Here is a 24799-nt window from a genome sequence, read left to right on the forward strand (position 1 = left end):
GAGGATTCCGGCCATGGCCGACGCCCTGCATGTGCACGAATTCGGTCCCGCCGACGGACCCGTGGTGGTGATGTTGCACGGCGTCACCGGGCACGGCGGCCGCTTCCGGCGGCTGGCCGCCGAGCAGCTGCCCGGGCACCGGGTGATCGCCCCTGACCTGCGCGGGCACGGCCGGTCGCCGTCGCTGCCGCCGTGGACGCTGGAGCAGCACGCCGCCGACGTCGCCGCGGTGCTGGAGACGCGGGGGCTCGGCCCGGTGCCGGTGGTCGCGCACTCCTTCGGCGGCGTCGTGGCCCTGCACCTGCCGCCGGAGCGCGTGAGCTCACTGCTCCTGCTCGACCCGGCCGTATACGTGCGGCCCGAGGACGCGCTGGCCAACGCGCTGTCGGCAGGCGAGGCCGTGGCCGATCGCGCGCAAGCGCTTGCGGCCCAGCGCGGCGACTGGCCGACCGCGAGCGACGACGTGATCGAGGAAGAGGTCGCCGCCCACTGGACGCAGACCGAGCGCGGGTGGCACCCGCGCTACTGCCCGCCCGCGATCGCGACGGCGTGGAGCGAGATGTGCAGGCCCGCGCCCGTGCCGAGGGTGCGCGCGGTGATGGTGCGCGCGCTCGGCGCCGCGTACGTGGGCGCGGAGTACCTGCGCGCCTGCGAGGGCGCCGACGTCGAGGTGGTCGACGTCGACTGCGGGCATGTCGTCTATCTGGAGCGGCCCGAGCGCGTCGGCGAGCTGGTGGCCGGGCTGAGGTGAACGAGGAACTGCACGAGCGCATCCGCGACCTCGTCCGCGCCATCCCGCCCGGGCACGTGTCGACCTACGGCGACATCGCCGCCATGGCGGGCGCCTCGACGCCGCGGCTGGTCGGGCGCGTCCTGCGCGAGGACGGCCACGACCTGCCGTGGCATCGGGTGTTGCGGGCCACCGGCGTGCCCGCGCCGCACATCGTCCGACGGCAGCTGGAACTGCTGCGCGCCGAGGGTGTGCTCGCCGACGGGGACCGGGTCGACCTGCGCCGGTACCGCTGGTCCGGCTAGGTCGTGACGGCCTCTCGGTTGGCCGTGTCCAGGCCGAGCATCTCCAGCAGGAGTTTGCAGTCCGTGGCGTCGGTGGCGTGATCGGCGACGGTGAGCATCGCCTTCGCGCACGCTTCCGCGTGGTGCCGTGTCTCCTGCTCGCGGGCGGCGGCGCGGCCGATCACCGGAGCCGTTTCGTGGGCAAGCGTCATCGATTCCTCCTCAAAGCAGGCCGCCGGGGAGAGCGTCGAGGTCGCTGCATGGAACACCCCACGGCGAGACCTACCGTGAACGGAATTCACTCTTTCAGGGGAATGTGATCGATTCAACCCCCCGAACAGACTCACCTCATACCGTTATGATCGCATCACCGCACGCTACCGACATTCAATCGTTCCCGATATGCGGCGCCACCGTGATTGCGTGGTCCTCAATGGACTGAGCCAGCCCGGGACTCGGCGTCGGCAACCAGGGAGTCCAGTTCCGGGCTCGGGTCCATCGCCGCGGCCATCCGCAGGTGCGGGAGCGCCTCGCGGTGCCGGTTGGCCCGGGAGAGCGCGCGGCCGAGCAGCAGGTGCGCGTAACCGTCGGACGGGTCCATGTCCAGCAGCCTGCGCGCGGTGCGCTCGGCCGGGCCGAGTGCGGCGGACTGGAACTGCGCGAGCGCGAGCTCGGTGAGCACGGCCCGCTCGGGGGCCAGGACGGCGGCCTCGGCCAGCAGCCGCGCCGCGGTCGCCGGGTCGCCGCTCTCGCGGAACAGCCTGCCCCGGGTGAAAAGGTCGAGGACGTCGGTCATTTCCCTCACTCCACTGTGGATCCGAGGTGGGCCGCCGGAATCTGCCCCAGCCTGCCCGCCTGGTAATCCTCGAAAGCCTGGATGATTTCCTGTCGCGTGTTCATCACGAACGGCCCGTACCGCGCGACCGGCTCGTTGATCGGACGGCCGCCCAGCACCAGCACCTCCCACGCCGACCGGCCGCGCAGCGTCAGCGCGTCACCGGGGCCGAGGACGGCCAGGTGGCCCTCCTCCAGCGGCCGGTCCTCCTGACCGACGACGCCGCTGCCGCTGAGGACGTAGACCAAGGCGTTGAACTCCTTGGGCCACGGCACGGCCAGCCGCGCGCCCGCGGCGACGGACGCGTGCACGTAGGTGATCGGCGTCTGGGTGGCGCCGGGACCCGCGTGGCCCGCGAGGTCGCCCGCGATGAGGCGCACGAGGACGCCGCCGTCGTCGCTGGAGAGCAGCCGGGCGTCGGCGGCCCCGATGTCCTGGTAGCGGGGCTGGGCCAGCTTGAGCGTGCGGGGCAGGTTCACCCACAGCTGCACGCCGTGGAACAGCCCGCCCTTGGCGACCATGTCCTGCGGGGGCACCTCGTTGTGGAGGATCCCCGCGCCCGCCGTCATCCACTGGGTGGCGCCGTCGGTGATGAGGCCGCCGCCGCCGATGGAGTCGGTGTGCTGCATGGCGCCGTCGATCATGTAGGTGACGGTCTCGAACCCGCGATGCGGGTGCCACGGAGCGCCCCTGGCCTCGCCCGGGGCGTACTCGACGGCGCCCATGTGGTCGAGGAGCAGGAAGGGGTCGGCCATGGCGAGGTCCACGCCCGGGAACGGGCGGCGGACCTGGAAGCCCTCGCCTTCGAGGAACTTCTGCGCCTTGACGACCGTGGCGGCGCGCCGCCACGCGGTGGTCTCGGGCAGCCGCGGGAGCCGCGGCAGCGTCAGGGTGTCGGCGGTCACGGCGGGCATGACGGCCTCCTCGGAGCGGGTGGCCACCGGAGGTGGTGGCGCGGTTGTCCGGGTCAACCTGGTTGCGGGTGCAATTATTCCGGGCGGTCCCGCGCCTGCCACCGGCCCGCCGATGCCGGATGGTCGGCGATAGCGACGTCTCCCGCCCCGACTTCCCGCCATACGCGCGCTTTGTTCATGCGGCGCGTTCGTAGACGCGGGCTTCGGTGTATCTGCGGGCAATCAGGTCCAGGAGTTTGGGGTGGGCCGCCAAGGGCGGCGTGGTGATCTCCGCCCCGCTCTCGGTGATCCTCTTGTGGAACAGGCCGGGGGCCAGGAGCCAGGTCGCCACCGCTGTTGGACCGGGGGCCGCGGCTACCGCCTCGGCGATGGTCGGTTGCGCGGTGGCGGCGTAGGCGACTGTGACCGGGGAGCCTGTGCGGGCGGCCAGGAGCAGTGCCGCTTTGCGGGTTTCGGACTGCGCGCGACGGTCGGTCGAGCCCGCGGCGGCCAGGATGACGGGGATGCCGGGGCGCCAGCCTGCCGTCGTCAGGTGGTCGTGGGTGGCGGCGATCAGCGGATGCGCGGGGCCCAGATGCGGCGTGATGCTCGCCGGGCGGCCGGAGGCGGCTATCTGGGCCGGGACGTCGACCCGGACGTGGTACCCGGCCGACAGGAACAGGGGGACGACGACGGCCGGGTCGTGGACCGTGCGGAGGACATCGGTCAGGTTCGGGCGACGGACGTCGGCGAACGCCACGCGGACCGGGACCTCGGGGAGGAGATCGCGCACCTGGTCGGCCAGGTCGTACGTGACCGCCGTGCCCTCCGCCGACCTGGTGCCGTGCGCGACCAGGATCAGGGTCATGGGGTGGGCACCGCCAGGCGGTAGCCGCGCTTGACGACGGTCTGGACCACGCCGGGGACGGCGAGGGCAGCGCGGAGCCTGCCCACCGCCGTCTCCACCGCATGTTCGTCCACGGTGGACTCCCGGCCCGAGTGCCTGCGCAGCACGCCCGCCAGGGTCGCTCGGGAGAGGACTCGGCCGGGCGTGGCCGACAGCGCGCGAAGGAGGGCCATGGGCGCGGGGGCGACCGGTCGGAGGTCGCCGTCCACCAGCACCGCCTGGCCGCGCAGCTCCAGCTCCCGTCCGGCGACGGTGACGCGGGTGGCCCGGGTGGGGATCGTGTCCGACAGGTGGCGGACCAGGGCGCCGATGCGCGCCCGGTCGGGCCAGACGGCGGGGATCTCGTGCCTTGCCAACGGGCCCGCGGTGATCGCGCCCACCGCCACCACCAGCACGCGGGTGCGCAGGGCGTCCACCAGGGCGTCCAGCTTGCCCATGCGGTCTGCGGTGTCGAGAGTGCTGGCCGCGGCCGGGGCGCTGGTGAACGTGAGGGCGTCCACCTGCCCGGACAGCACCGCCTCGATCAGCCGCTCCAGGGGCGCGGGGTCGGCGGGGGCGGTCCAGCGGTAGACGGGGATCTCCACGACCTCGGCGCCCGCGCGGCGCAGGGTGTCGGTGAAGTCCGGCAGCGGCTCGCCGTGCAGCTGGACGGCGATCCGCTTGCCGTCCACCCCCTGGTCGAGCAGGTGGGCGAGGACCTCGGCGTTGGCCTCGGACTCCGGGGAGAACGCCTCCACCAGGCCTGCCGCGCGGACCGCGCCCTTGGCCTTCGGGCCCCTGGCCAGGACGGCAGCGCCGGTCAGCGCCGCGCGCAGCGCCGGGCCGAGGCCCCAGCCCTCCGCGGCCTCCATCCAGCCGCGGAAGCCGATGCCGGTGGTGGCCACGACGACGTCCACCGGGCCGTCCAGCAGCCCGGTCGTGGCGGCCAGCAGCTCGCTGTCGTCGGCGAGCGGGACGATGCGGATGGCGGGGCCGTGCAGGACCTCGGCGCCGCGGCGCTCCAGCAGCGCGCCCAGCTCGTCGGCGCGGCGCGCGGCGGTGACCCCCACTGTGTAACCGGCCAGCGGGCCGACCTGGGTCGCGGTCACGGCGGTCTCCTCCAGGAGCGCGGTCACGGGCGCCCCAGCTGAATGGTTCCACCCACGACCCGGACCGGGTAGGTGGGGACCGACACGCCCTGGTCGTCGAGGCATTCGCCGGTGCGCAGGTCGAAGCGCTGCTTGTGCATGGGCGAGGCGACCACGGGCGTGCCGCGCAGATCGCCGACGATGCCGCGGGCGAGGACCGCGGCCTGGCTGAACGGGTCGATGTTACCCAGCGCGTACACCGCGTCCCGGGTGCGGAAGACCGCGACCTGGGTGCCGTCGGGCAGCAGCGCCGCCACGCCGGTCTCCGGCTCGATCGCCGACAGCGGGCAGACGGCGGTCCACGCGGGGGCGGGAACGGTACTGGTCATCGGGAGACCACCTCCGGGATGCCCAGCGGCACCGGGACCGACTGCCCGCGCTCGGCGCGGAAGGAGATGGTCGGGTCCGGCGCGCCGGGGGCGTTGACGAACGAGGTGAACCGGGCCAGCTTCTCCGGGTCGGCGAGCACGCCCGCCCACTCGTCGGCGTAGCCGGTGACGTGCTCGGCCATCTGGGCCTCCAGCTCCTCGGCGATGCCGAGGCTGTCGTGCACGACGACATCGCGGACGTGGTCGAGGCCGCCCTCGATGGAGTCCAGCCACACCGACGTGCGCTGCAGGCGGTCGGCGGAGCGGATGTAGAACATCAGGAACCGGTCGATCACCCTGACCAGCGTCTCCTTGTCCACATCGGACACCAGGAGGTCGGCGTGCCGGGGCAGGGTGCCGCCGTTGCCGCCGACGTAGAGGTTCCACCCGGTCTCGGTGGCGATGACGCCGAAGTCCTTGCCCCTGGCCTCGGCGCACTCGCGGGCGCAGCCGGACACCGCCGACTTGAGCTTGTGCGGCGAGCGCAGGCCCCGGTAGCGCAGCTCCAGCTCGATGGCCAGGCCGACGGAGTCCTGCACGCCGTAGCGGCACCAGGTGGACCCGACGCACGACTTCACCGTGCGCAGCGCCTTTCCGTAGGCGTGGCCGGACTCGAACCCGGCGTCCACCAGCCGCCGCCAGATGGCCGGGAGCTGGTCGACGGTGGCGCCGAACAGATCGATGCGCTGCCCGCCGGTGATCTTGGTGTAGAGCCCGAAGTCAGCCGCGACCTGGGCGATCGCCATGAGCTTGGCTGGGGTGATCTCGCCGCCGGGTATGCGCGGGACCACCGAGTACGTGCCGTTGCGCTGCAGGTTGGCCAGGAAGCGGTCGTTGGTGTCCTGCAGGCCCGCCTGCTCCCCCGCCAGGATGTGCCCGTTGCCCAGCGACGCCAGGATCGAGGCGACCGCTGGCTTGCAGATGTCGCACCCGCGCCCGCTGCCGTGCCGCGCCACCAGCTCGCTGAACGTGGTGATCCCGGTCGCCCGCACGATCTCGAACAGCTCGGCGCGCGAGTGCGTGAAGTGCTCGCACAGGGCCTTGGACTGCTCGACGCCGCAGGAGGCGAGCAGTTGCTTGAGCATCGGCACACACGACCCGCACGCCGTGCCCGCGCGCGTGCAGGCCTTGATCTTGGGCACGTCATCGGCGGCCTGCTCCAGGATCGCGCCGCGGATGTCGCCTTTCGTGACGGCGTTGCACGAGCAGATCTGCGCCTCGTCCGGCAGCGCCCCCACCCCGACGCCGCCACCGCCGCCCGCGGGGGCCAGCAGCGCGCCGGGCTCGGCGGGCAGCGGGCGGCCGACCAGCGGGCGCAGGCTCGCGTAGTCCGTGGCGTCGCCGACCAGGACACCGCCGAGCAGGGTCTTCGCGTCGTCGGAGACCACCAGCTTGCGGTAGGTGCCCGCGACGGCGTCGTTGACCACGACCTCCAGCGCGCCCTCGGTGGCCGCGTGCGCGTCGCCGAAGCTGGCGACGTCCACGCCCATCAGCTTGAGCTTGGTCGACATGTCCGCGCCGGTGAACTCCGCCGCGCCGCCCAGCAGCCGGTCGGCGACGACCTCGGCCATGGCGTAGCCGGGGGCGACGAGGCCGTAGACCCTGCCGTCGGCCAGCGCGCACTCGCCGATGGCGTAGACGGCGGGGTCGGTGGTGCGGCACGCCGCGTCCACCACGATCCCGCCGCGCCCGCCGACGCCGAGGCCGCAGTCCCTGGCGAGCTGGTCGCGGGGCCGGATGCCCGCGGAGAAGACGATCAGGTCGAGGTCCAGCTCGGTGCCGTTGGCCAGCCTGGCCAGCAGCCTGCCCCGGTCGGCCTCGATGGCCGCCGCCGAGGTGCCCGGGTGCACGGTGACGTCGAGCCGTTCGATCAGCCGCTTGAGCAGCGCGCCGCCGCCGTCGTCGACCTGCAGCGGCATCAGCCGGGGCGCCAGCTCGACCACGTGCGGGGAGACGCCCAGGTCGCGCAGCGCCTTGGCCGCCTCCAGCCCGAGCAGGCCGCCGCCGACGACCATCGCCGAGCCGCGGCCCACGCCCGTCCTGGCCCGCTCGACCGAGGCGCGGATGGCGTCGAGGTCCTCGATGGTGCGGTAGACGTGGCAGCCGGGCAGGTCGCGGCCGGGCACCGGCGGCACGAACGGCGCGGAGCCGGTGGCCAGCACGAGCGCGTCGTAGGGCTGCACGCGGCCCGACGCCGTGGTGACCGCGCGCGCGGCCCGGTCGATCGCGGTCACCGGGTCGCCCAGGTGCAGCGCGACGGCGTCGTCCCCGGCGTACCGCGCGCCGTCGAGCTCCAGCCGGGCGGCGTCCCAGTCGTCCACATAGGACGTGAGCGCGACCCGGTCGTACGCAGGCCTGCCCTCCTCGGCGAACACCACGACCCGCCACGCGCCCTCGGCGTCGCGGTCGCGCAGCGCCTGGACGAGGCGGTGCCCGACCATGCCGTGCCCGACGACGACCACAGTCCGCGTCATGCGTTGCCCTCCTCCGCTCGGGCCGACTCGGCGTGGACCCGTGCCGTCATGCTCTGATTCGCCCGTATCACCGGGGATTCCTGGTTGTTTCCCGCCGGTTACGGATGTCTCCCCTCAGCACCGCGCAACCCGTGCGGGTGACGCCGCGCACGATCGGTTGATTTCCCGGCGGTAATTTGGGTTTCGGGTAACGCGCGTCCTACCGTCGTCGCCGTGCGTCTCCGAACGTGCGCGGCGCTGGTGACGGCCGCGCTGACCCTCGCGCTCCTCCCGGCCTGCGCGCCCGGCTCCCCGGCCGCGCGGGCGCCCCGCTCCACGGTGGTCGACACCGAGCCGCCGCCGGCGTCCGTGGTGCCCGCCAAGGCGGCCGCGGTGACGGTCGCCCTGCCCAAGGCCGTGGCGGCCGAACTGGACTGCGAGCGCTTCCTGCCCGCGCTCGCCCAGGCGACCGGCATCGACGTGGAGGTGCGCGAGCACGAGTCGACGGCCGAGCTGTGCCGCTACGCGCTGCCGTACAACCGGGGCATCACGACGGCGTCGGTCTTCTTCCGCGCCGAGCCGCCCGGCACGCCCAGCTACCGGCGCACCGAGGACCTGTTCGGCAACACCACCTACGAGGTCGACGGCTCGGCGGGGAAGGACTGCGGGATCTCGGTCGCCATCGACGCGGGCAGGCAGGCCCACGAGCACGGCTCGCACCTGACCGTGCTGGGCACCTACGAGGCCGTCGAGGAGCCGTGCGTGGTCACCCGGCGCATCGCCGAGAACATCTTCGCCGAACTGCCCGACGCCTAGTCAGACGCCCGCGTAGGCCAGGCTGGGCGCACGCCGCACGGCGAAGGACTTGCGCAGGTAGAACCACCAGGTGACGCCGACGCACAGCGCGTAGAAGCCGAGGAAGGCGATCAGCGCCGGGGTGAGCGTCCGCGCGCTCTCCAGCGAGAACTTGAAGACCAGGTTGACCAGCACCCCGCCGAACGCGCCGACCGCGCCAGCGATGCCGACGACCGCGGCGGCCTGCCGCTTGGCGCGCTTGACCGCGGAGTCGGCGTCCTCGCCGGTCTCGGTCGCCCGCGCGCGCACCTCGGCGGAGAAGATCATGGGGATCATCCGGTACGTCGAGCCGTTGCCCATGCCGCTGAGCACGAACAGGTAGACGAACGAGCCGAAGAACAGCGCGAAGCTGCCCGTGGCCACGCTGGCCATGACCCCGACCGCGCCCAGGCCCATGCCGGCGAAGACGAGCACGGTCATCCGCGCGCCGCCCACCCGGTCGGCGAGCCAGCCGCCGAACGGCCGGGTGAGCGAGCCGATCAGCGCGCCGATGAACGCCAGCCCGACGAACCCGGCGTGCTCGACGAAGGCGATCTTGATCAGCACGGGGAAGGCGAACGAGAAGCCGATGAACGAGCCGAACGTCCCGATGTAGAGGAACGACATCACCCAGGTGTGCTTGTTGGACAGCGCCTCGCGGTAGGAGGTGCCGTCGGGCTTGGCCGAGGTGATGCTGTCCATGAGGAACCAGGCGCCCGCGGCGGCCAGGATGATGAGCGGCAGCCACATCAGGGCGGCGTAGGCGAGGTTCACGCCGGTCCCGATGCTGATCGCGAACGGGACCAGCAGCTGCGTCTGCGCGACCCCGAGGTTGCCGCCCGCGGCGTTGAGGCCCAGCGCCAGGCCTTTCTTGCCCTCGGGGAAGAAGAAGGAGATGTTGGCCATCGACGAGGAGAAGTTGCCCCCGCCGAAGCCCATCGCGGCCGCGGTCAGCAGGAAGAACCAGTACGGCGTGCCGACGTTGAGCACGGCGTAGGCGAGCATGGCGCACGGGATCAGCAGCAGGCCCGCGCTGACGGTCGTCCACAGGCGACCGCCGAAGCGCGGGACGGCGAAGGTGTAGGGCACCCGCAGCGCGGCGCCCACGAGGTTGGGCACGATGAGCAGCCAGAAGGTCTGGCCGACGGAGAAGTCGTAGCCCACCGAGTTGAGGCTGACGACGACGATGCTCATCAGCACCCAGACGCTGAAGCCCAGGTTCTCGGCGAAGATGGACAGCACGAGGTTCTTGGTGGCCGTCCGGCGTCCGGTGCGCGCCCAGAAGTCCGGGTCCTCCGGTTCCCAGTGGTCGATCCATCGCCCGGCGCGAACGGACGGCGACTCGGTCGTCATACAGGTCCTCCTGAGAGCGCGCTGAACTCACTCGACAGCTCGAAACGGGGAAGAATCAGGCCTTCGCCAGCCAGTCGGCGATGCCGCGGACCGCCTCGGCGCAGCCGCCGCAGCCGGTGGTGGCCCGGGTGGTGGCGGCGAGGTCGGCCACCGAGCAGGCGCCGCCGCGCCACGCCTTCACCAACTGTCCCTTCGAGACGGTGTTGCACCGGCACACGACAGCCGTCGCGGGCAGGTCGGCGGGGCTGTGCGCGGGGGCGCCCGCCGCGGGGAGGGCCCGGCCGAGCAGGAGCGCGAGGCGGTCGGACGGGGCCGGGGTCTTGGCGTCGTAGAGCTGGGTGACGGCGGCTGCCGCGTCCGGGACGCCGAGCAGGATGGCGCCGGTGACCCGGTCCTCGCGCAGCACGAGCTTGGCGTAGCGGCCGCGGGTCGCGTCCTGGAGGCAGAGGATCTCGGCGTCGGCGTCCTCGGCGTGCACCTCGCCGAGCGCGGCAAGGTCGACGCCGCGGGCCTTGAGCCGGGTGACGACCGGCGTGCCGCGGTAGCGGGCGGCCGGGGCCGCGCCGGTGAGCAGGTCGGCGAGCACCTCGGCCTGCTCCCACGCTGGCTGCACCAGGCCGGAGACGGTGCCGGGGTGCTGGGCGCAGTCGCCGATGGCGTGCACGCGCGGGTCGCTGGTGCGCAGGGCGTCGTCGACGAGGACGCCGCGGTCGCACTCCAGGCCCATCGCCTCGGCCAGCGTCGTCTCCGCGCGCACGCCCGCCGAGACGACGACCAGGTCTGCGGGGGCGTGGGCGCCGTCGTCGAGCTTGAGGCCGTCGCCGGGCACGTAGCGGGCGGCGAGGCGGCCCAGCCGGAACTCGATGCCCAGTCCGGCCAGCGTCCTGGCCAGCACGGCCCCGGCCCCGGGGTCGAGCTGGCGCTCCATCAGGTGGCCGACGGGGTGCACGACGGTCACCAGCGCGCCCCGCCCGGCCAGGCCGCGGGCGGCCTCCAGGCCGAGCAGGCCGCCGCCGAGCACCGCGACGGGCGCGCCGGGCCGCGCGCGGCCGACGATGGCCGCGCAGTCGTCGAGGTCCCGGAAGCAGGCCACGCCCTCGGCCAGCGCGCCGTCCTCGGTGCGCAGGCCCTCGGTCGGCGGCACCCACGCCGTGCTGCCGGTGGCCAGCACCAGCGCGTCGTAGTCCACAGCGGACCCGTCGGACAGGCGCACGCGCCGCTCGTCGCGGTCCACGGCGGTGACGGCGACGCCCAGCCGCAGGTCGACGCCGGTGCGCTCGGCCCAGTCGGCGTCCTGCAGCCGGATCGCGTCCGCGTCCATCGTTCCCGCGACGACGGCGGACAGCAGGACGCGGTTGTAGGCGGCGTGCGGCTCGGCGCCGATGACGGTCAGCGCCACCCGCTCGCCGGTGCGGTCCCGGCGGCGGATCTCCTCGGCCAGCCGGGCCCCCGCCATGCCGTAGCCGACGACCACCACGCGGCGCGCGCTCATGTCATGACCTCCAGGCGGACGGCGCAGACCTTGAACTCGGGCATCCGGCTCGTCGGGTCGAGCGCGGGGTTGGTGAGCAGGTTGGCGCGCTGCGCGCCGGGGAAGTGGAACGGCAGGAACACCGTGTCCTGCCGGGCCGAGGCGACCAGCCGGACCCGGGCGCGCGTCGCGCCCCTGCGCGAGACGACCCGCGCCCATGCCCCCTCGACGAGCCCGGCGCGGGCGGCGGTGTCCGGGTGCACCTCGACGTGGACCTCGGGCACGGCGTCGACCAGCTCGGGCACCAGCCGGGTCTGCGCCCCGGACTGGTAGTGCTGCAGGACCCGCCCGGTCGTGGCGATGAGCGGGTACTCGTCGTCCACCGGCTCGGCTGGCCCGCTGTGGTCGACGGGGACGAACCGGGCGCGGCCGTCGGGGTGGGCGAAGCTGTCGAGGAACATCCTCGGCGTGCCCGGGTGGTCCTCGTCGGGCACCGGCCAGAACAGCTCCTCGCCCGCGCTCAGCCGCTCCGGCGTGATCCCGGAGTAGTCGGCGGGCCCGCCCCGGGAGGCGCGGCGCAGTTCGGCGAACACCTCGTCCGGGTCGTCGGGGAAGCGGTGGGCGGGCTGGCCGAGGCGGACGGCCAGCCCGCGGAGCACGGACAGGTCGCTTCGCACCCCGTCCGGCGGGTCGACGGACTTCACGCGCCGCAGGATCCGGCCCTCCAGGTTGGTCAGCGTGCCGTCCTCCTCCGCCCACTGCGTGACCGGCAGGACGACGTCGGCCCGGCGCGCGGTCTCCGAGAGCACGAAGTCGGCCACCACGAGCAGGTCGAGGGCGGACAGCCGGTCGGCGACGTGCCCGGCGCGCGGCGCGGAGACCACGACGTTGCTGCCGAACACCAGCAGCGCCTTCGGCCCGCCCTCGGTCCCGAGCGCGTCGAGCAGCTCGTAGGCCGAGCGGCCGACGCCGGGCAGGGAGTCCGGGTCGACGCCCCAGACCCCGGCGACGTGGGCGCGGGCGGCCGGGTCGTCGATGCGGCGGTAGCCGGGCAGCTGGTCGGCCTTCTGGCCGTGCTCCCGACCGCCCTGGCCGTTGCCCTGGCCGGTCAGGCAGCCGTAGCCGGACCCGGCGACGCCGGGCAGGCCGAGCGCCAGTGCCAGGTTGATCCACGCGGAGACGGTGTCGGTGCCGCGCGCGTGCTGCTCGGTCCCGCGCCCGGTGAGCACGACGGCGCGGTCGGCGCCCGCCAGCAGGGCGGCGGCCCGGCGCTGGTCGGCGGCGGCGACGCCGGTCACCCGCTCGACGCGCTCGGGCCACCAGGCCGCGGCGATCCGCCACGCGGCCTCGAACCCGGTGGTGCGCTCGGCGACGTAATCCCCGCGCACATGGCCGTCGGCGACGACGGCGTGCAGGATTCCCAGCGCCAGGGCCAGATCCGTGCCCGGGCGCGGCTGCAGGTGCAAGGTCGCCTGCTCCGCGGTGGGCGTGCGGCGCGGATCGACGACGATGAGACCGCCGGAGTTGGCGGCGTTGCGGACGTGCTGCAGGAACGGCGGCATCGTCTCGGCAGGGTTGGCCCCCGCGAGCAGGACGACGTCGGCCCGCGTGACATCGGTGATGGGGAACGGCATCCCGCGGTCGAGGCCGAACGCGCGCGTGCCCGCCGCAGCGGCGGAGGACATGCAGAAGCGTCCGTTGTAGTCGATTTGCGACGTTCCGAGGGCGACCCGGGCGAATTTGCCGAGCAGATAGCACTTCTCGGTGGTGAGCCCGCCGCCGCCGAACACCGCGACGGAGTCCGGACCGTGCTCCGCGCGCAGCGCGCTCAGCTTTCGCGCGATGAGATCGAGGGCGTCGTCCCACGACGCGGACACGAGTTCGCCGCCGACGCGGACCAGCGGGGTGGTCAGCCGGTGCGCGGTGGTGAGCAGCGCGCCCGACGTCCATCCCTTCTGGCACAAGCCACCGCGGTTGGTGGGGAACTCGCGGGGCTCCACCCGCGCGCCGGACAGCCGCATTCCGCACTGCAGCGCGCAATACGGGCAGTGCGTGTCGACGGCGGGGGCGGCCACGTTCGTCATGCCCGTCTCCTGATCCGGCGGCGGTTGGGGCACTTCCGAACGTATGCAGGGCGTGTTACCCGCGGATGCGGACATGTTTCCGGCGTGCGAACTTGCCTGCGCAGCGTCCGTGCGGCACTGGTGAGAATCGGCGGCGCGACGGCGGTTGTCCCGCCGGTCAAGGAGTTCTTCTGCACACGCCTGCACGATCTTGGCGTGATCACGACCACGGCGGACCGCGGTCCGCGCGCTAGAGCAGGTCGGTCACCCGGTTCGCCGCGCGCTCCAGGCCCCGCATGGAGCGCTGGGTCGACTTCGGGTGCAGCGCGTGCACGGCCAGGCGGAACAGCAGGGCGTGCAGGAGGGCCTGCGGCCAGTCCGGCAGGTGCGACCAGCGGCGGGCGATGCCGTCGTCGGCCCCGCCCCACGCCAGGGCGTCGACCACGACCACGGCGGCCGCCCACTCCGGCGGGCGGTAGTAGGCGGTGAAGTCGACCAGGCCGGGGGCGGCGTCGCCGTCGAACAGGACGGTGCCGAACAGGTCGCCGTGCACCACCTGCGGCTTGGTGGTCAGCTCGCCGCGGCGCTCGGCCAGCAGGTGGAACAGCCTGCCGCCGAGGTCGGCGTCGAGCTCGGCGTGCTCCTCGCCCCACGCGATGCGGTCGGCCATGGCGAAGACGTCGGCGCGCAGGTTGAGGAAGCGCGGCCGGTTGAGGCGGCTGGTCGCCTCGTGTAAGCGCAGGGACGCGGCGACGACGTCGTCGTAGCGCGGCTCGGGCCTACCGGTGACGTACCGGAACGCCGCCCACCCGCCGACGACGTAGCGCCCGTCGCTGGAGCGCACGGGCCGGGCGATGCGCAGGTCGGGCACGTCCAGCTCGCCCAGCGTCTGCGCCACCCAGGACGCCTCCGCCGGACTCCCCGCGGGCCGCAGCGCGATGTCGTCACACCGCCACACCGGCCCGTTCTCGATCAGGACCGGCTCGGCGCCCCGGGCGCCGAACGCGGCCCGGACGTGCTCAGGGGGCGGTGTGCTCACGGCCGGGGACGCTACCCGGTGGACCGGCGGTTTCGGCGCTGTGACGCGCGGGAACGGCCCACCGCTCCCCGGGGGGCGGCCCCCTGGCCAGTCTATCGACGTCACACCCGCGAGCGCCCCGGTTACCGATGGGTTGTGGATAACCTGGGTCGGCCGCGCCGTCAGGCGGAGCGTTGTGCTGGCGCGGCAGGCGGGAGTCACCGCACTCGCGCCGCCCGGGAGGGCCTGCCGCCGAGCACGCAGGTCTCGCCTGCCACGCGACGACCGGACCTCGCTTGCCCCGGCGGCCGAGCCTCACCAGCAACCCGGCGACCGGACCTCATCAGCCACGCGGCGACCGCACCTCGCCAGCCCACCCGACGGCCGGATCTCATCAGCCACCCGGTGACCGCACCTCGCCAGCCCACCCGGCGACCAGACCTCACCAGCCACCCAGCAACCGGGCCTCACCAGCCACGCGGCGACCACCCCTCGCCAGCCCACACGACGGCCGGACCTCACCAGCCACAAGCGGACCTTGCCAGCCGCTGGTTGGCAAGGTTGCCATCAACTGGAGGTGCCTGGGCCGATGGACTTGCCTGCCGTCGGCTGGTGTCCCCGTCGGCCAAGTCTGCCCTCGTCAGGCGAACCCGCCCTCGTCAGCCGGACCTGCCTGCCGCCAGCCGAGCCTCCCCCGTCCCAGCCGGGTTGGCTGCGCCCGTGCAGTCCCGTCCGGGCACCTGCACGGGCGCAGCCAGCGGAGGCCAACGCTGCCGTCAGTAGGTGGGCAGGCTCGGGTCGACCTGCTTGGCCCAGGCCAGGACGCCGCCGCCGACGTGCACGGCGTCGGCGAAGCCCGCCTTGTGGAGGGCGGCCAGGGCCTCCGCCGAGCGGACGCCGGACTTGCAGTGCAGGACGATCGGCTTGTCCTGGGGCAGTTCGGCCAGCGCGTCGCCGGAGAGGATGCGGTCCTTGGGGATGAGGATCGAGTTCGGGATGCGGACGATCTCGAACTCGTTCGGCTCGCGGACGTCGATCAGCACGAAGTCGTCGCCGCGGTCGAACTTCTCCTTCAGCTCCTGCGCCGTGATGGTGCTGCCCGCCGCAGCGGACTGGGCGGCGTCGGAGACCACGCCGCAGAAGGCCTCGTAGTCGATCAGGCCCTCGATCGGCTTGGTCTCGGGGTCCTTGCGGATCTTGATGGTCCGGTACGACATCTCCAGCGCGTCGTACACCATCAGCCTGCCGAGCAGGGGCTCGCCGATGCCGGTCAGCAGCTTGATCGCCTCGGTCACCATGATCGAGCCGATGGACGCGCACAGCACGCCCAGCACGCCGCCCTCGGCGCAGCTCGGGACCATCCCCGGCGGCGGCGGCTCGGGGTAGAGGTCGCGGTAGTTGAGGCCCTGCCCGTTGGGCGCGTCCTCCCAGAACACGCTGACCTGGCCCTCGAACCGGAAGATCGAGCCCCAGACGTACGGCTTGCCCAGCAGGACGGCGGCGTCGTTGACCAGGTAGCGGGTGGCGAAGTTGTCGGTGCCGTCCAGGATCAGGTCGTAGTCGCGGAAGATCTCCAGCGCGTTGGACGAGTCCAGCTGCGTCTGGTGCAGGATCACGTTCACCAGCGGGTTGATCTCGGCGATGGACTCCTTGGCCGAGACCGCCTTGGACTTGCCGATGTCGGACTGGCCGTGGATGACCTGGCGCTGCAGGTTCGACTCGTCGACGACGTCGAAGTCGATCACGCCGAGGGTCCCCACGCCCGCCGCGGCCAGGTAGAGCAGCGCCGGGCTGCCCAGCCCGCCCGCGCCGACCACCAGCACCTTGGCGTTCTTCAGGCGCTTCTGGCCGTCCATGCCGACGTCGGGGATGATCAAGTGGCGGCTGTAGCGGGCCACCTCGTCCTTGGTCAGCTCCGCTGCGGGCTCCACTAGCGGCGGCAGACTGCCAGCCATCAGTCCTCCTCGAACTCCGGCGATTCGCGCGGCGATTGTCATCGCTTCCAACGCCACACTCCCACTCCGCCTTCCCGGCTCCCAGATGGCGGGACGCGGCGGTCAGTTGCCGGGGCGGGCTTGCGGATTCGGCCAGGCGTTGGGTTTGCACACCTTGCCGTCCTTGGGCACGCCCCCGCCGCCGGAGGCGCGGTTGAGCTCGTGGACGTAGTCGTTGGCCACGCCGAAGGTCTGCTGCATCATCACCGGGGCCAGGTCGCCGGTCTTGGCGCAGCCCACGTGGCCGAGGTCGAACACGTGCCCGACCTCGTGGTTGATGACGTACTTGCGGTAGGTGAGCACGTCGGCCTCGAAGGCCACCGCGCCGCGGACCCAGCGGGCGAGGTTCAGCACGACCCGGTCGTTGATCGCGCACGACGAGTCGTACTTGATGGTGAACCCGCAGACCCGGCGGGTCGTCTCCGGCGTGGTGAGGCTGACCTGGAAGTCCGCGTTCTCCCCCGGCCCGACCCGGCGCACCGCGACCTCGCCGAGGCTGGTCCAGCCGCGGGGGTCGCTCAGCGTGCCGTCGACGATCCCGGCGAAGACGTCGTCGCCGCCGTACTGGGCCGCGGGGATGCCGCCCTCCACCTCGACGGTGTAGGTGTAGAGGCGTCCCTCGCCGACCTGCTTGCCGCTGCCCGCGAGCACCCGCCACTCCCCGGAGCCCGACTTGGCGTAGGAACCGCCCGAGGGCAGCTCGGCGGACGGGATGTCCAGGTCGACCGGCGGGCGCTCGGTCAGCGCGGGTCCGGGCGTGGTCGTCGCCTGCTGCGTCTGCGACAGCGCCGGGTTGAGGCCCGCCGCGGTGGTCTCCGGCGAGCGGTCCGCCGCGGTCTGGACGACCACGAGGCCGGTGACGGCGAGCAGCACCGGCACGGCGTAGACGCGCCAGCCGTAGGTGGCGAAGAAGCCGCGGCGGGCGTGCTTTCTCGCGCCGCCCCCCGCCGTCGGGTCGGGTCGCCACGACGCCGCCAGCGGCTCGGCTGCGGTGCGCCGAGCGCCGGGGCGGTAGCGCTCCTCGTCGGGCTCCGCGGTCGCGGAGGGTGACGAACCGTCCCACTCGCTCACGGGTTCAAGGGTGCCACACCGGGCGCGTGCGCTCTCGGTAAGCGGGTCACCACCGGTCGCCAGCGGCCGAGCGCCACAGGCTCAGCACCGCCCTGGCCACGGTCGCGGGCCGCTCCATCTGCGCGACGTGGCCCACGTCGGGCAGCACGAGCAGCCGGGCGTTGGGGATCGCGCGGGCAGTGCGCGGGGCCTTCCGCACCGACATCAACCGGTCCCGCGTGCCCCAGATGACCAGCGTGGGCGCGGTGATCCTGGGCGCGGCGCGCCAGATCGAACGCGGCCCGACGACGAGCCACGACCGGATCAGGCCGATGGTGCTCCCCTCCAGCGCCGGGTTCGCCCACGCCTGCTCGGCGCGCTCGGCGTACTCCGCCTCCGCCTCGGCGACCCGCTGCTCGGGCACCTGGCTCGGGTCGGCGAAGCACAGCTCCAGCATCTGGCGCGTGCGCTCGCGCGGGGTGATGGCCGCGAGGCTGCGCCGCACCCGCTTGCCCAGCAGCGGCAGCATGGCCAGCGCCAGCCTCGGGTCCGACAGCCTGCGCGGGTCGGGCCGCAGGTCGGGGACGGCGGGCGAGATGAGGGTCAGCGTGCGCACCAGCTCGGGGGCGGCCGCGGCGGCGAGCAGGCAGATGGCCCCGCCCATCGAGTTGCCCAGCAGGTGCACGGGCCTGCCGTCGAGGCCGCCGAGGACCTTGACGAGGGTGTCCACGTGCGCGCGCAGCGTGTAGTCGTAGCCGTCGGGCGGCGTGCTGCGGCCGAAGCCGGGCAGGTCGACGGCGAGTCCGGGGGCGTGGCCGGAGAGCTGGTCGGCCAGGTCGGTCCAGTTCGTGGCGGACCCGCCGAGCCCGTGCACGTAGACGGCCGGGACGTCGCCGTGGCCAGGGGTGCGGCGCACGTGCAGCCGCACTCCCCCGATGGTCTCCTCGGCGCCGGGCCATGCCGGGCGCGTCGGGTCCACCGGGGGCAACTGGGCATCGGACAGCGAAACGGTCATCGCTCCAGTGTGAATCGCCCGGGGGCGACTCGCCGAACAGTGGTCCGGGTCACGCCGGATACTTGTCTTGACGGTTTTGGCGGACGAGGATTCCCGCAATCGGCCTACCGGCTAGTAGTGTCGGACGTCGGCGCCGGTGACCTCGGCGGCACGCAGTGGAGCGAGGGGACGCATGTCGGAGACGATTCAGCACAGCGGCGGGCGCGGCGCGAGACTCCCCCGCACGGCGCGCCGAGCCCAGCTGCTGGCCGCGGCCCAGGACGTGTTCGCCGCCAACGGCTACCACGCCGCGGGCATGGACGAGATCGCCGAGCGCGCCGGGGTCAGCAAGCCGGTCCTCTACCAGCACTTCCCCGGCAAGCTGGAGCTCTACATGGCGCTGCTGGAGAAGCACGTCGACGAGCTGATCAGCCGGGTCTCCACGGCGATGGAGACCACGACCGACAACAAGACGCGCGTGCGCAACGCGGTGCGGGCCTACTTCGACTTCGTCGACGGCGAGAGCCAGGCGTTCCGCCTGGTCTTCGAGTCCGACCTGCGCAACGAGCCGCTGGTCCAGGACGCGGTCGCCCGCGCGACCAACGCCAGCGTCGACGCCATCACCGCGACCATCACCGCGGACGCGGGCCTCGACGAGAACCGCGCCCGGCTGCTGGCCGTGGGCCTGGTCGGCGTCAGCCAGATCGCCGCCCGCGCGTGGCTGGACGACAACCGGGTGGTGCCCAAGGAGGAGGCCATCGGCCTGATCTCCAACCTGGCGTGGCGCGGCATCGGCGGCGGGTTCCCGCTGCAGGCGCACGAATAAGGGGGAGCCCTCCCCCTGCCGTTCTCAGCACTCGGCCGGCACCGTGGAGATATGCGGCTTTTGGTAGCGGGGTGCAGCGCCCTCGGCGGGCGTGACACCAATCAGGACTCGTGGCACGCGGGCGAGCGGCTCATCGCCGTCGCCGACGGCGTCGGCGGCGCGCCCGCGGGCGAGGTCGCCTCGCGGCTGGCGATGGAGTCGGTGGTCGCCGCGGGTCCGGACATGCCGCCCGAGGAGGCAGCGGTCCGCGCGAACGCGGCGGTGCGCGCGTACGCCGAGACCGACCCGGCCACCCACGGCATGGCGACGACGCTGGTCATCGCGGCCCTGGGCGCCGACGGCTGGGTGCGCGGGGCGTATGTGGGCGACAGCGTCACCCTCGTGCAGACCGACCGCGTCGAGCTGCTGAGCTCCCCGCACACGCTGGGCGCCGAGCTCGTCGCCGCCGGGCACCTGACCGCCGAGGAAGGGGCCCGCCACCCCAACCGCAACGCCCTGGTCCGCGCCGTCGGCATGGAGCCGACGCTGCAGCCGGACACCTGGTCCCGGCCCGCGGTGGTCGGCGAGCGCTACCTGCTGTGCAGCGACGGCCTCACCGACGCCCTGGACGACGCCGACTTCCTGGCCGCGCTGACCGGCCTGCGCGCCGCCGACCCGCGCCAGTGCGTGGAGACCCTGGTCCGCCTGGCCTGCGAGGCGGGCGCCCGCGACAACGTGACCGCGGTGGTGGGAGACGTGGTGGCTTGGCCGACCTGATCGTCGACTACCACGCCCTGCCGTCCCCGGTCCCGGTCGCGCCGACCACCCGGTTCGCCCTCGACCGCGACTTCCTCAGCGCGGGCGCCGACGACCGCGTCTCCCGCGCGCCGAACGCGCCGTACCTGCGCCACATGGACGGCCGGTGGTGGCTGGTCAACGGCCACGGGCGGCAGGCCCCGCTCGCGGTGTACGTGATGGCCGAGAGCAGGCGCTTCACCGTCGCCGAGCGCTGCGCGTTCCCGCTGCCGGACGGGGAGTCCGAGGTGCACGTGTGGGACTCCCGCTACCGCGTGCACCTGACGGTGTCCGGCAGCGCCCCGGACGACGGCGACCTCGTCGAACTGGGCCCGGAGACGTCCATCGGCCTCTCGGGCGCCGCGGTGCGGGTGCAGTTGCTGCTGACCCGCAAACCCCGCCACCGGACGGTGCTGGCGGCGTACTACCGGGAGTACTTCACCCCCGGCATCGCCTCCCCCGCCCCGCTGGGCCGCACCCAGACCCGCCTCTGCCTCGGCCTGTCGTCCTTCACGGCCCTCGAGCGCGCCCTGGACGAGGTCACCACCGAGATCTGGGGCGAGGCGGCGGGCCACCGCCACGAGCTGCCGGACTTCCTCATCCGCGAACGCCTGCTGGTGGCCGACGACCAGAAGCTCGTCCCCCACCGCCTGTGTCGGCACCGGTCCAGCAGCTGAACACAGCACCGCCTCACGGGTGCACATGTCTCCTTAGCCGGCGTAGACTGGGCACGATTCTGGCCAGGATTCTGGCCAAGGGGAGGCCAGCCGTGCAGATCGACACCAACGACGTCATCAGCGTCAGCGAGGCCAACGCCCGCGGGCTGTCCAAGCTGGTGAACCAGGCCAGCGAGGGACGGACCTTCTTCGTCTTCCGCAACAACCGGCCTGCCGCGGCCATCGTGGACATCAAGACCATGGAGCGCCTGCAGTACCTGGAGTCACTCGAGGAGGACTTCAAGCTGATCGCGGTCGCCTGGGCCCGCGCGCTCACCGACTCGGGCGAGCGGTACAGCCTCGACGACGTCGCCGCTGAGTTCGGTGTGAACCTCGACGAGGAGTGATCGTGGCCAGGGTCGAACTGACCGCTGACGCCCGGGAAGACCTGCGCGACCTCGACGGCTCCACGCGCAAGATCGTCATCAAGGCCCTCAAGAAGCTCGAGACCGAGCCCGACAAGCGCGGCGAGCCGCTCGGTGGTCGTCGACTCGGCAACCTGACGACCTTCCGCAAGCTGGTGGTCGGCGACCGGGACATCCGGATCGTCTACCGCGTCGAGCCGGACGGGACCGTGGTCGTGGTCTGGGTGATCGGCCGCCGGGTGGACGACGAGTGCTACGAGTTGGCGGTGAGCAGGCTGCGGATGGCCGCCGATCGGAGCCTGGCAGCGATGGCCGAGAAGATGCTCCACGAGGCGTGGGGCAGGCGCGACCGCGCCTAGACCGCCGCGAGCACTCGGGCGACCAGGTCGTCCACGCGTTCGTACGGGAGCATGTGGCCCGCGTTTGGGTAGACGACGAGTTCGGCGTCCGGGAGTTCGGCGGCGATGGCGCGGGAGTGCTCGGCCGGGATGAGGCGGTCGCGCTCGCCGGTCAGGATCTGGGTGGGGACGTCGCGGTAGACGCGCAGGGCCTCGGCGGCGGCGTGGCGGTTGATCGACGAGCGCAGGGCCGCGGCGGAGCGGCGGTGGACGACGCGGAGCTGGTCGGCGACGGACAGCAGGTCGGCGCGGTCGTAGCGGGTGCCGAACAGCAGCCAGCGCAGGAACGCCAGCTGGGCGCGGGCCTGCAGCGGGCTCGGCCTGCGCGGCGGCTTCGGCGCGGACGCCACCGCGGTCTCCGCCGGGGCGGGCCTGTGCGGCGCAGTCTCCGCTCGGGCGGGCCTGTGCGGCGCAGTCTCCGCGGGGGCGGACCTGCGCGGGTGCTGCGGCGTGGTCACTGCGGAAGCGGGCCTGCGCGGCCTGCCGAGCCGCTTCCGCAGGGCCATGGCGGCCTTGACCAGCGGCCGGGGCAGGCCGAAGGTGATCTCCGCCATCCGGCCGGACGAGGTCGAGACGAAGAACGCCGCGTGCACGCGGGACCGCACGAGGTCGGGGTGGCGGGCGGCGAGGGCCATCATCGCCATGCCGCCCATCGAGTGGCCGACCAGGACCAGCCTGCCCTCCGGCACCGCCGCGGCGATCAGCTCGGCCAGGTCGTCGCCCAGGCGCTCCAGGGTGGCCTCGCCGTGGCCGGAGGAGCCGTGGCCGCGGTGGTCGAAGCGGATGACGCGGTGCGGGATGCGCGGCGCGACCGCGTCCCACACCCGGTTGTCGCTGGTCCACCCGTGCGTCAGCAGGACCGTGACCGGGGCGGACGCGTCCGCGCTGTCCTCGACGTGCAGTGCGACGCCGTCCGATGCCTGGAACATGCCGCTCAACTTACTAAGCGGTAGCTTCGAGTTCCAGGCACCGGCGCCCGTCACTTCGGCAGCAGCATCGAGCGGCGCCAGAGGATCATCGACGGGCCGCCGACCAGGTCCGCCTCCTTCAGGAACGCCATGATCCGCTCGCCCCAGTAGGCGATGGTCTGCTGGAAGTGCGGATTGTTCCTCGCCGCCTTCCACGCCTCGCGCCTGTTCAGCCCCACGGCCTCGTAGACCTTCGGGTTCACCAGGCTCAGCGCGACGAAGTACGACACCACCGCGGCCATGACCCGGTGGTACTGCTTGGCCACCCAGCCCGCCTCGGACATGCCCTGCGCGACCTCCTGCCGGGCGAAGGTCACGTGCCGGGCCTCCTCCAGCACGTGGATGCGGTTGACCATGCGGATCAGCGGCTGGAGGTTCTCGTCGGCCATGTTCTCCCGCTGCATGCGGTCGAGGATCTCCTCGGCGACCAGGATGGCCGCGTACACCGACGGGCCCCGGCCGACCACCGGCAGGATCCTGGCCAGCGACTTGATCCACCGGCGCGGCCCGTACGCCGGGACGCCGAAGCGCTTGCACGCCTTGCCGAACATCGTCGAGTGGCGGCACTCGTCGGCGATCTCGGTGAGCATGTAGTGCACGTGGTCGGTGGTCGGGTCGTGCTTGTAGACCTGCTTGAGCAGCATCTGCATGAGCAGGACCTCGAAGAAGATGCCGGTGCTGGCGATGCTGGCGGTCTCGTGCTTGCCCAGCTCGACGCGCTGCTCGGGAGTCAGCCGCTCCCACAGCTCGGTCCCGTACAGGGAGATCCGGTGCTCGGGGTGGAAGTACTTGTCCTCGGCGATCGGGGCGTCCCAATCGATGTCGACCTCGGGGTCGTAGAACTTCTCGGCGGAAGACTTGAGCAGCCGACCCGCGGTCCGCTCCCGATCGGCTACCTTGGCCACCTGCAGCGCGCGGCTCATCGTCGAGTCACCTTCTCCGTGCGTTGACGCATCATGCGTTACTTCCGGTAACAGTTACTTCTGGTAGCATGAGCGTCATGGCGGATCGTGTCAAGGGACAGCTCTCCGGGGACGCCAGGCGCGACCGGTGGAAGTCGCACCGGGCTGCGCGGCGCGAGGAGTTCGTGGAGGCGGCGCTGCGCGCGCTGGCCGAACACGGGCCCGACGTGGGCATGGAGCACGTCGCCGCCGAGGCCGGGGTGACCAAGCCGGTGCTCTACCGGCACTTCACCGACAAGGCCGACCTGTTCGTCGCCCTCGGCCAGCGCGGCACCGAGATCCTGTTCGAGCGGCTGATCCCGGCGATGAACCGGGAGGAGGCGCCGCTGCCGCGCATCCGCAAGAGCCTCGACGCCTTCTTCTCGATCATCGAGGAGTACCCGAACCTCTACCGCCTGCTGGTCCGGCGCACCTTCGGCGACCGCCGCATCGACTCCGACATCGTCGCCGAGGACAAGGGCGTCATCGCGGGCGCGCTGTCGAGCCTGCTCGGCGACTACATGCGCGCGTTCAAGCTCGACTCCGGCGGCGCCGAGGTCTGGGGCCACGGCATCGTCGGCATGGTCCAGAACGTCGGCGAGTGGTGGCTGGAGCGCCGCACCATGAGCCGCGACTCCGTCGTGGAGTACCTGACCCAGACCATCTGGGCGGCCATCGACGGGACGATGCGCGCCCACGGCGTCAGCATCGACCCGAACAAGCCCCTGGAAATCAACAAGATCGTCAAACTGGGCGACGGCGACGACGCCGCGGCCGGGTAGGAGCGCGCACCATGTCCCATGACGAACACCCCGAGGACGACGGCTACAGCGGCCAGGCCACCCTCGTCATCGCCGACCACGAGCTGACCGTCCGGGTCGAGCTGCGCGGCCACTTCCAGCCGATCGACGGCTACTACCGCTGGTACGGCCGCATCCAGGCCGACCAGAAGGTCTCCGAGCTCGCGGGCGGCAAGAAGACCAAGGTCGTCCTGCGCACCCCCGGCGGCGAGGCCCCGGGCGAGCTCTCCGACCCCGACCCGTGGGACCGCTACCGGATCATGGGCACCAGCAGGCCCCCGTTCGTCGTCCAGACCACCCTGGACCACGCCGACGTCTAGCGCCGGGAACGGCGGAAGGCCCACCCGGGATGTTCCGGGTGGGCCTTCCGCGCGACTGGTCTCAGGGAGCGAAGCCCACCTTGCGGACGTCCGCGCTGCCGATCTCCACGTACGCCACCCGCGCGGACGGGACGACGTAGCGGCGGCCCTTGTCGTCGGTCAGCACGAGCTGGCCCGTGCTGCTCTTGAGGGCGTCGGCGACCAGGGCCTCGACCTCGTCAGGAGTCAGGCTGCTGTTCAGCACAAGCTCCCGCGCGGTGTCCGCGACACCGATCTTGACCTCCACGCGACCTCCACACTGGTAGTTGCCTGACAGA

General features: G+C 72.9%; 27 protein-coding genes. 10 read left to right on the forward strand and 17 right to left on the reverse strand.

Going from position 1 to position 24799, the window contains the following annotated elements:
- Positions 1 to 13: 13 nt before the first annotated feature.
- Positions 14 to 751, forward strand: a complete 738-nt coding sequence (locus IEY98_RS00270; protein WP_189208251.1) for an alpha/beta fold hydrolase — start codon at positions 14 to 16, stop codon at positions 749 to 751.
- Positions 748 to 1035, forward strand: coding sequence for an MGMT family protein (locus IEY98_RS00275; RefSeq protein ID WP_189208252.1), 288 nt, complete (start codon positions 748 to 750; stop codon positions 1033 to 1035). Before IEY98_RS00270 ends, IEY98_RS00275 begins: the two co-directional genes overlap by 4 nt.
- Here IEY98_RS00275 and IEY98_RS00280 read toward each other — a convergent pair.
- The 7 genes from IEY98_RS00280 to nirB all read right to left on the reverse strand — a co-directional run bounded on the left by IEY98_RS00280 (position 1032) and on the right by nirB (position 7618).
- Entirely contained in the window at positions 1032 to 1226 is a 195-nt protein-coding gene (locus IEY98_RS00280; protein ID WP_189210180.1) for a hypothetical protein, read from the reverse strand. The genes IEY98_RS00275 and IEY98_RS00280 overlap by 4 nt on opposite strands.
- A gap of 218 nt (positions 1227 to 1444) precedes the next feature.
- On the reverse strand, positions 1445 to 1810 hold the full coding sequence (locus tag IEY98_RS00285; protein ID WP_189208253.1) for a tetratricopeptide repeat protein: 366 nt from the start codon (positions 1808 to 1810) through the stop codon (positions 1445 to 1447).
- 5 nt (positions 1811 to 1815) lie between these two features.
- Complete coding sequence (locus IEY98_RS00290) at positions 1816 to 2763, reverse strand: pirin family protein (RefSeq protein ID WP_189208254.1); 948 nt, start codon at positions 2761 to 2763, stop codon at positions 1816 to 1818.
- Between the two features lie 175 nt (positions 2764 to 2938).
- Positions 2939 to 3610 carry a sirohydrochlorin chelatase gene (locus IEY98_RS00295; RefSeq protein ID WP_189208255.1) on the reverse strand — a complete coding sequence of 224 codons (672 nt, stop codon included), beginning with the start codon at positions 3608 to 3610 and terminating at the stop codon, positions 2939 to 2941.
- Positions 3607 to 4764, reverse strand: coding sequence for a uroporphyrinogen-III synthase (locus IEY98_RS00300; RefSeq protein ID WP_229786387.1), 1158 nt, complete (start codon positions 4762 to 4764; stop codon positions 3607 to 3609). The genes IEY98_RS00295 and IEY98_RS00300 overlap by 4 nt, the downstream gene beginning before the upstream one ends.
- Entirely contained in the window at positions 4761 to 5105 is a 345-nt protein-coding gene (gene nirD / locus IEY98_RS00305; RefSeq protein ID WP_189208257.1) for a nitrite reductase small subunit NirD, read from the reverse strand. Before nirD ends, IEY98_RS00300 begins: the two co-directional genes overlap by 4 nt.
- Positions 5102 to 7618, reverse strand: coding sequence for a nitrite reductase large subunit NirB (nirB, locus tag IEY98_RS00310; protein ID WP_189208258.1), 2517 nt, complete (start codon positions 7616 to 7618; stop codon positions 5102 to 5104). The genes nirD and nirB overlap by 4 nt, the downstream gene beginning before the upstream one ends.
- 213 nt (positions 7619 to 7831) lie before the next feature.
- On the opposite strand from nirB, the gene IEY98_RS00315 reads away from it, so the two are divergent.
- Positions 7832 to 8413, forward strand: a complete 582-nt coding sequence (locus IEY98_RS00315; RefSeq protein WP_189208259.1) for a hypothetical protein — start codon at positions 7832 to 7834, stop codon at positions 8411 to 8413.
- Here IEY98_RS00315 and IEY98_RS00320 read toward each other — a convergent pair whose 3' ends face one another.
- The 7 genes from IEY98_RS00320 to IEY98_RS00350 form a co-directional block, all read right to left on the reverse strand.
- Positions 8414 to 9784: an MFS transporter gene (locus tag IEY98_RS00320; RefSeq protein WP_189208260.1), complete on the reverse strand. Its 1371-nt coding sequence runs from the start codon at positions 9782 to 9784 to the stop codon at positions 8414 to 8416.
- A gap of 55 nt (positions 9785 to 9839) precedes the next feature.
- Positions 9840 to 11276, reverse strand: a complete 1437-nt coding sequence (locus IEY98_RS00325) for an FAD-dependent oxidoreductase (protein WP_189208261.1) — start codon at positions 11274 to 11276, stop codon at positions 9840 to 9842.
- Positions 11273 to 13339, reverse strand: a complete 2067-nt coding sequence (locus IEY98_RS00330; protein ID WP_189208262.1) for a molybdopterin oxidoreductase family protein — start codon at positions 13337 to 13339, stop codon at positions 11273 to 11275. Before IEY98_RS00330 ends, IEY98_RS00325 begins: the two co-directional genes overlap by 4 nt.
- 229 nt (positions 13340 to 13568) lie before the next feature.
- A complete protein-coding gene (locus IEY98_RS00335; RefSeq protein ID WP_189208263.1) occupies positions 13569 to 14357 on the reverse strand; it encodes a TIGR02569 family protein in 789 nt (262 codons plus the stop codon).
- Positions 14358 to 15112: 755 nt separating this feature from the next.
- Positions 15113 to 16291, reverse strand: a complete 1179-nt coding sequence (moeZ, locus tag IEY98_RS00340) for an adenylyltransferase/sulfurtransferase MoeZ (RefSeq protein WP_189208264.1) — start codon at positions 16289 to 16291, stop codon at positions 15113 to 15115.
- A 102-nt stretch (positions 16292 to 16393) separates the two neighbouring features.
- Positions 16394 to 17401: a DUF3152 domain-containing protein gene (locus IEY98_RS00345; RefSeq protein WP_189208265.1), complete on the reverse strand. Its 1008-nt coding sequence runs from the start codon at positions 17399 to 17401 to the stop codon at positions 16394 to 16396.
- Positions 17402 to 17447: 46 nt separating this feature from the next.
- Positions 17448 to 18395, reverse strand: a complete 948-nt coding sequence (locus tag IEY98_RS00350; RefSeq protein WP_189208266.1) for an alpha/beta fold hydrolase — start codon at positions 18393 to 18395, stop codon at positions 17448 to 17450.
- 172 nt (positions 18396 to 18567) lie between these two features.
- Here IEY98_RS00350 and IEY98_RS00355 point away from each other — a divergent pair, with 172 nt between their 5' ends.
- The 5 genes from IEY98_RS00355 (at position 18568) to IEY98_RS00375 (ending at position 21414) form a co-directional block, all read left to right on the forward strand.
- Positions 18568 to 19200, forward strand: a complete 633-nt coding sequence (locus IEY98_RS00355) for a TetR/AcrR family transcriptional regulator (protein WP_189208267.1) — start codon at positions 18568 to 18570, stop codon at positions 19198 to 19200.
- Positions 19201 to 19251: 51 nt separating this feature from the next.
- The gene (locus IEY98_RS00360; protein ID WP_189208268.1) at positions 19252 to 19956 is read left to right on the forward strand and encodes a PP2C family protein-serine/threonine phosphatase; all 705 of its coding nucleotides are present in this window, start codon (positions 19252 to 19254) and stop codon (positions 19954 to 19956) included.
- Entirely contained in the window at positions 19944 to 20651 is a 708-nt protein-coding gene (locus tag IEY98_RS00365; protein ID WP_189208269.1) for a hypothetical protein, read from the forward strand. Before IEY98_RS00360 ends, IEY98_RS00365 begins: the two co-directional genes overlap by 13 nt.
- 92 nt (positions 20652 to 20743) lie before the next feature.
- Complete coding sequence (locus IEY98_RS00370) at positions 20744 to 21037, forward strand: type II toxin-antitoxin system Phd/YefM family antitoxin (RefSeq protein WP_189208270.1); 294 nt, start codon at positions 20744 to 20746, stop codon at positions 21035 to 21037.
- A 2-nt stretch (positions 21038 to 21039) separates the two neighbouring features.
- Positions 21040 to 21414: a type II toxin-antitoxin system RelE family toxin gene (locus IEY98_RS00375; protein ID WP_189208271.1), complete on the forward strand. Its 375-nt coding sequence runs from the start codon at positions 21040 to 21042 to the stop codon at positions 21412 to 21414.
- On the opposite strand, the gene IEY98_RS00380 is transcribed toward IEY98_RS00375, so the two are convergent.
- Together IEY98_RS00380 and IEY98_RS00385 are read right to left on the reverse strand one after the other, a co-directional pair.
- Complete coding sequence (locus tag IEY98_RS00380; RefSeq protein ID WP_189208272.1) at positions 21411 to 22382, reverse strand: alpha/beta fold hydrolase; 972 nt, start codon at positions 22380 to 22382, stop codon at positions 21411 to 21413. The two genes, IEY98_RS00375 and IEY98_RS00380, sit on opposite strands and share 4 nt — an antisense overlap.
- A gap of 50 nt (positions 22383 to 22432) precedes the next feature.
- Positions 22433 to 23344, reverse strand: a complete 912-nt coding sequence (locus IEY98_RS00385) for an AurF N-oxygenase family protein (RefSeq protein ID WP_189208273.1) — start codon at positions 23342 to 23344, stop codon at positions 22433 to 22435.
- A gap of 68 nt (positions 23345 to 23412) precedes the next feature.
- Between IEY98_RS00385 and IEY98_RS00390 the strand changes: the two genes are divergently transcribed.
- Both IEY98_RS00390 and IEY98_RS00395 read left to right on the forward strand, forming a co-directional pair.
- Entirely contained in the window at positions 23413 to 24144 is a 732-nt protein-coding gene (locus tag IEY98_RS00390) for a TetR/AcrR family transcriptional regulator (RefSeq protein ID WP_189208274.1), read from the forward strand.
- 11 nt (positions 24145 to 24155) lie between these two features.
- The gene (locus IEY98_RS00395; protein WP_189208275.1) at positions 24156 to 24482 is read left to right on the forward strand and encodes a DUF4873 domain-containing protein; all 327 of its coding nucleotides are present in this window, start codon (positions 24156 to 24158) and stop codon (positions 24480 to 24482) included.
- A gap of 61 nt (positions 24483 to 24543) precedes the next feature.
- Here IEY98_RS00395 and IEY98_RS00400 read toward each other — a convergent pair whose 3' ends face one another.
- Positions 24544 to 24768 carry a DUF3107 domain-containing protein gene (locus tag IEY98_RS00400; RefSeq protein WP_189208276.1) on the reverse strand — a complete coding sequence of 75 codons (225 nt, stop codon included), beginning with the start codon at positions 24766 to 24768 and terminating at the stop codon, positions 24544 to 24546.
- Between the last annotated feature and the right edge of the window lie 31 nt (positions 24769 to 24799).

Origin of the sequence: Actinokineospora fastidiosa, from assembly GCF_014648415.1 — a bacterium.
In the GTDB taxonomy this organism is placed as follows: domain Bacteria; phylum Actinomycetota; class Actinomycetes; order Mycobacteriales; family Pseudonocardiaceae; genus Actinokineospora; species Actinokineospora fastidiosa.

Excerpts from the sequence above, each read along its gene's own strand:
- IEY98_RS00270 (WP_189208251.1), top strand. The coding sequence starts at position 14 with ATGGCCGACGCCCTGCATGTGCACGAATTCGGTCCCGCCGACGGACCC.
- IEY98_RS00280 (WP_189210180.1), bottom strand. The coding sequence starts at position 1,226 with ATGACGCTTGCCCACGAAACGGCTCCGGTGATCGGCCGCGCCGCCGCC.
- IEY98_RS00285 (WP_189208253.1), bottom strand. The coding sequence starts at position 1,810 with ATGACCGACGTCCTCGACCTTTTCACCCGGGGCAGGCTGTTCCGCGAG.
- IEY98_RS00290 (WP_189208254.1), bottom strand. The coding sequence starts at position 2,763 with ATGCCCGCCGTGACCGCCGACACCCTGACGCTGCCGCGGCTCCCGCGG.
- IEY98_RS00295 (WP_189208255.1), bottom strand. The coding sequence starts at position 3,610 with ATGACCCTGATCCTGGTCGCGCACGGCACCAGGTCGGCGGAGGGCACG.
- nirD (WP_189208257.1), bottom strand. The coding sequence starts at position 5,105 with ATGACCAGTACCGTTCCCGCCCCCGCGTGGACCGCCGTCTGCCCGCTG.
- nirB (WP_189208258.1), bottom strand. The coding sequence starts at position 7,618 with ATGACGCGGACTGTGGTCGTCGTCGGGCACGGCATGGTCGGGCACCGC.
- IEY98_RS00320 (WP_189208260.1), bottom strand. The coding sequence starts at position 9,784 with ATGACGACCGAGTCGCCGTCCGTTCGCGCCGGGCGATGGATCGACCAC.
- IEY98_RS00325 (WP_189208261.1), bottom strand. The coding sequence starts at position 11,276 with ATGAGCGCGCGCCGCGTGGTGGTCGTCGGCTACGGCATGGCGGGGGCC.
- IEY98_RS00330 (WP_189208262.1), bottom strand. The coding sequence starts at position 13,339 with ATGACGAACGTGGCCGCCCCCGCCGTCGACACGCACTGCCCGTATTGC.
- moeZ (WP_189208264.1), bottom strand. The coding sequence starts at position 16,291 with ATGGCTGGCAGTCTGCCGCCGCTAGTGGAGCCCGCAGCGGAGCTGACC.
- IEY98_RS00350 (WP_189208266.1), bottom strand. The coding sequence starts at position 18,395 with ATGACCGTTTCGCTGTCCGATGCCCAGTTGCCCCCGGTGGACCCGACG.
- IEY98_RS00355 (WP_189208267.1), top strand. The coding sequence starts at position 18,568 with ATGTCGGAGACGATTCAGCACAGCGGCGGGCGCGGCGCGAGACTCCCC.
- IEY98_RS00360 (WP_189208268.1), top strand. The coding sequence starts at position 19,252 with ATGCGGCTTTTGGTAGCGGGGTGCAGCGCCCTCGGCGGGCGTGACACC.
- IEY98_RS00380 (WP_189208272.1), bottom strand. The coding sequence starts at position 22,382 with ATGTTCCAGGCATCGGACGGCGTCGCACTGCACGTCGAGGACAGCGCG.
- IEY98_RS00385 (WP_189208273.1), bottom strand. The coding sequence starts at position 23,344 with ATGAGCCGCGCGCTGCAGGTGGCCAAGGTAGCCGATCGGGAGCGGACC.
- IEY98_RS00390 (WP_189208274.1), top strand. The coding sequence starts at position 23,413 with ATGAGCGTCATGGCGGATCGTGTCAAGGGACAGCTCTCCGGGGACGCC.
- IEY98_RS00395 (WP_189208275.1), top strand. The coding sequence starts at position 24,156 with ATGTCCCATGACGAACACCCCGAGGACGACGGCTACAGCGGCCAGGCC.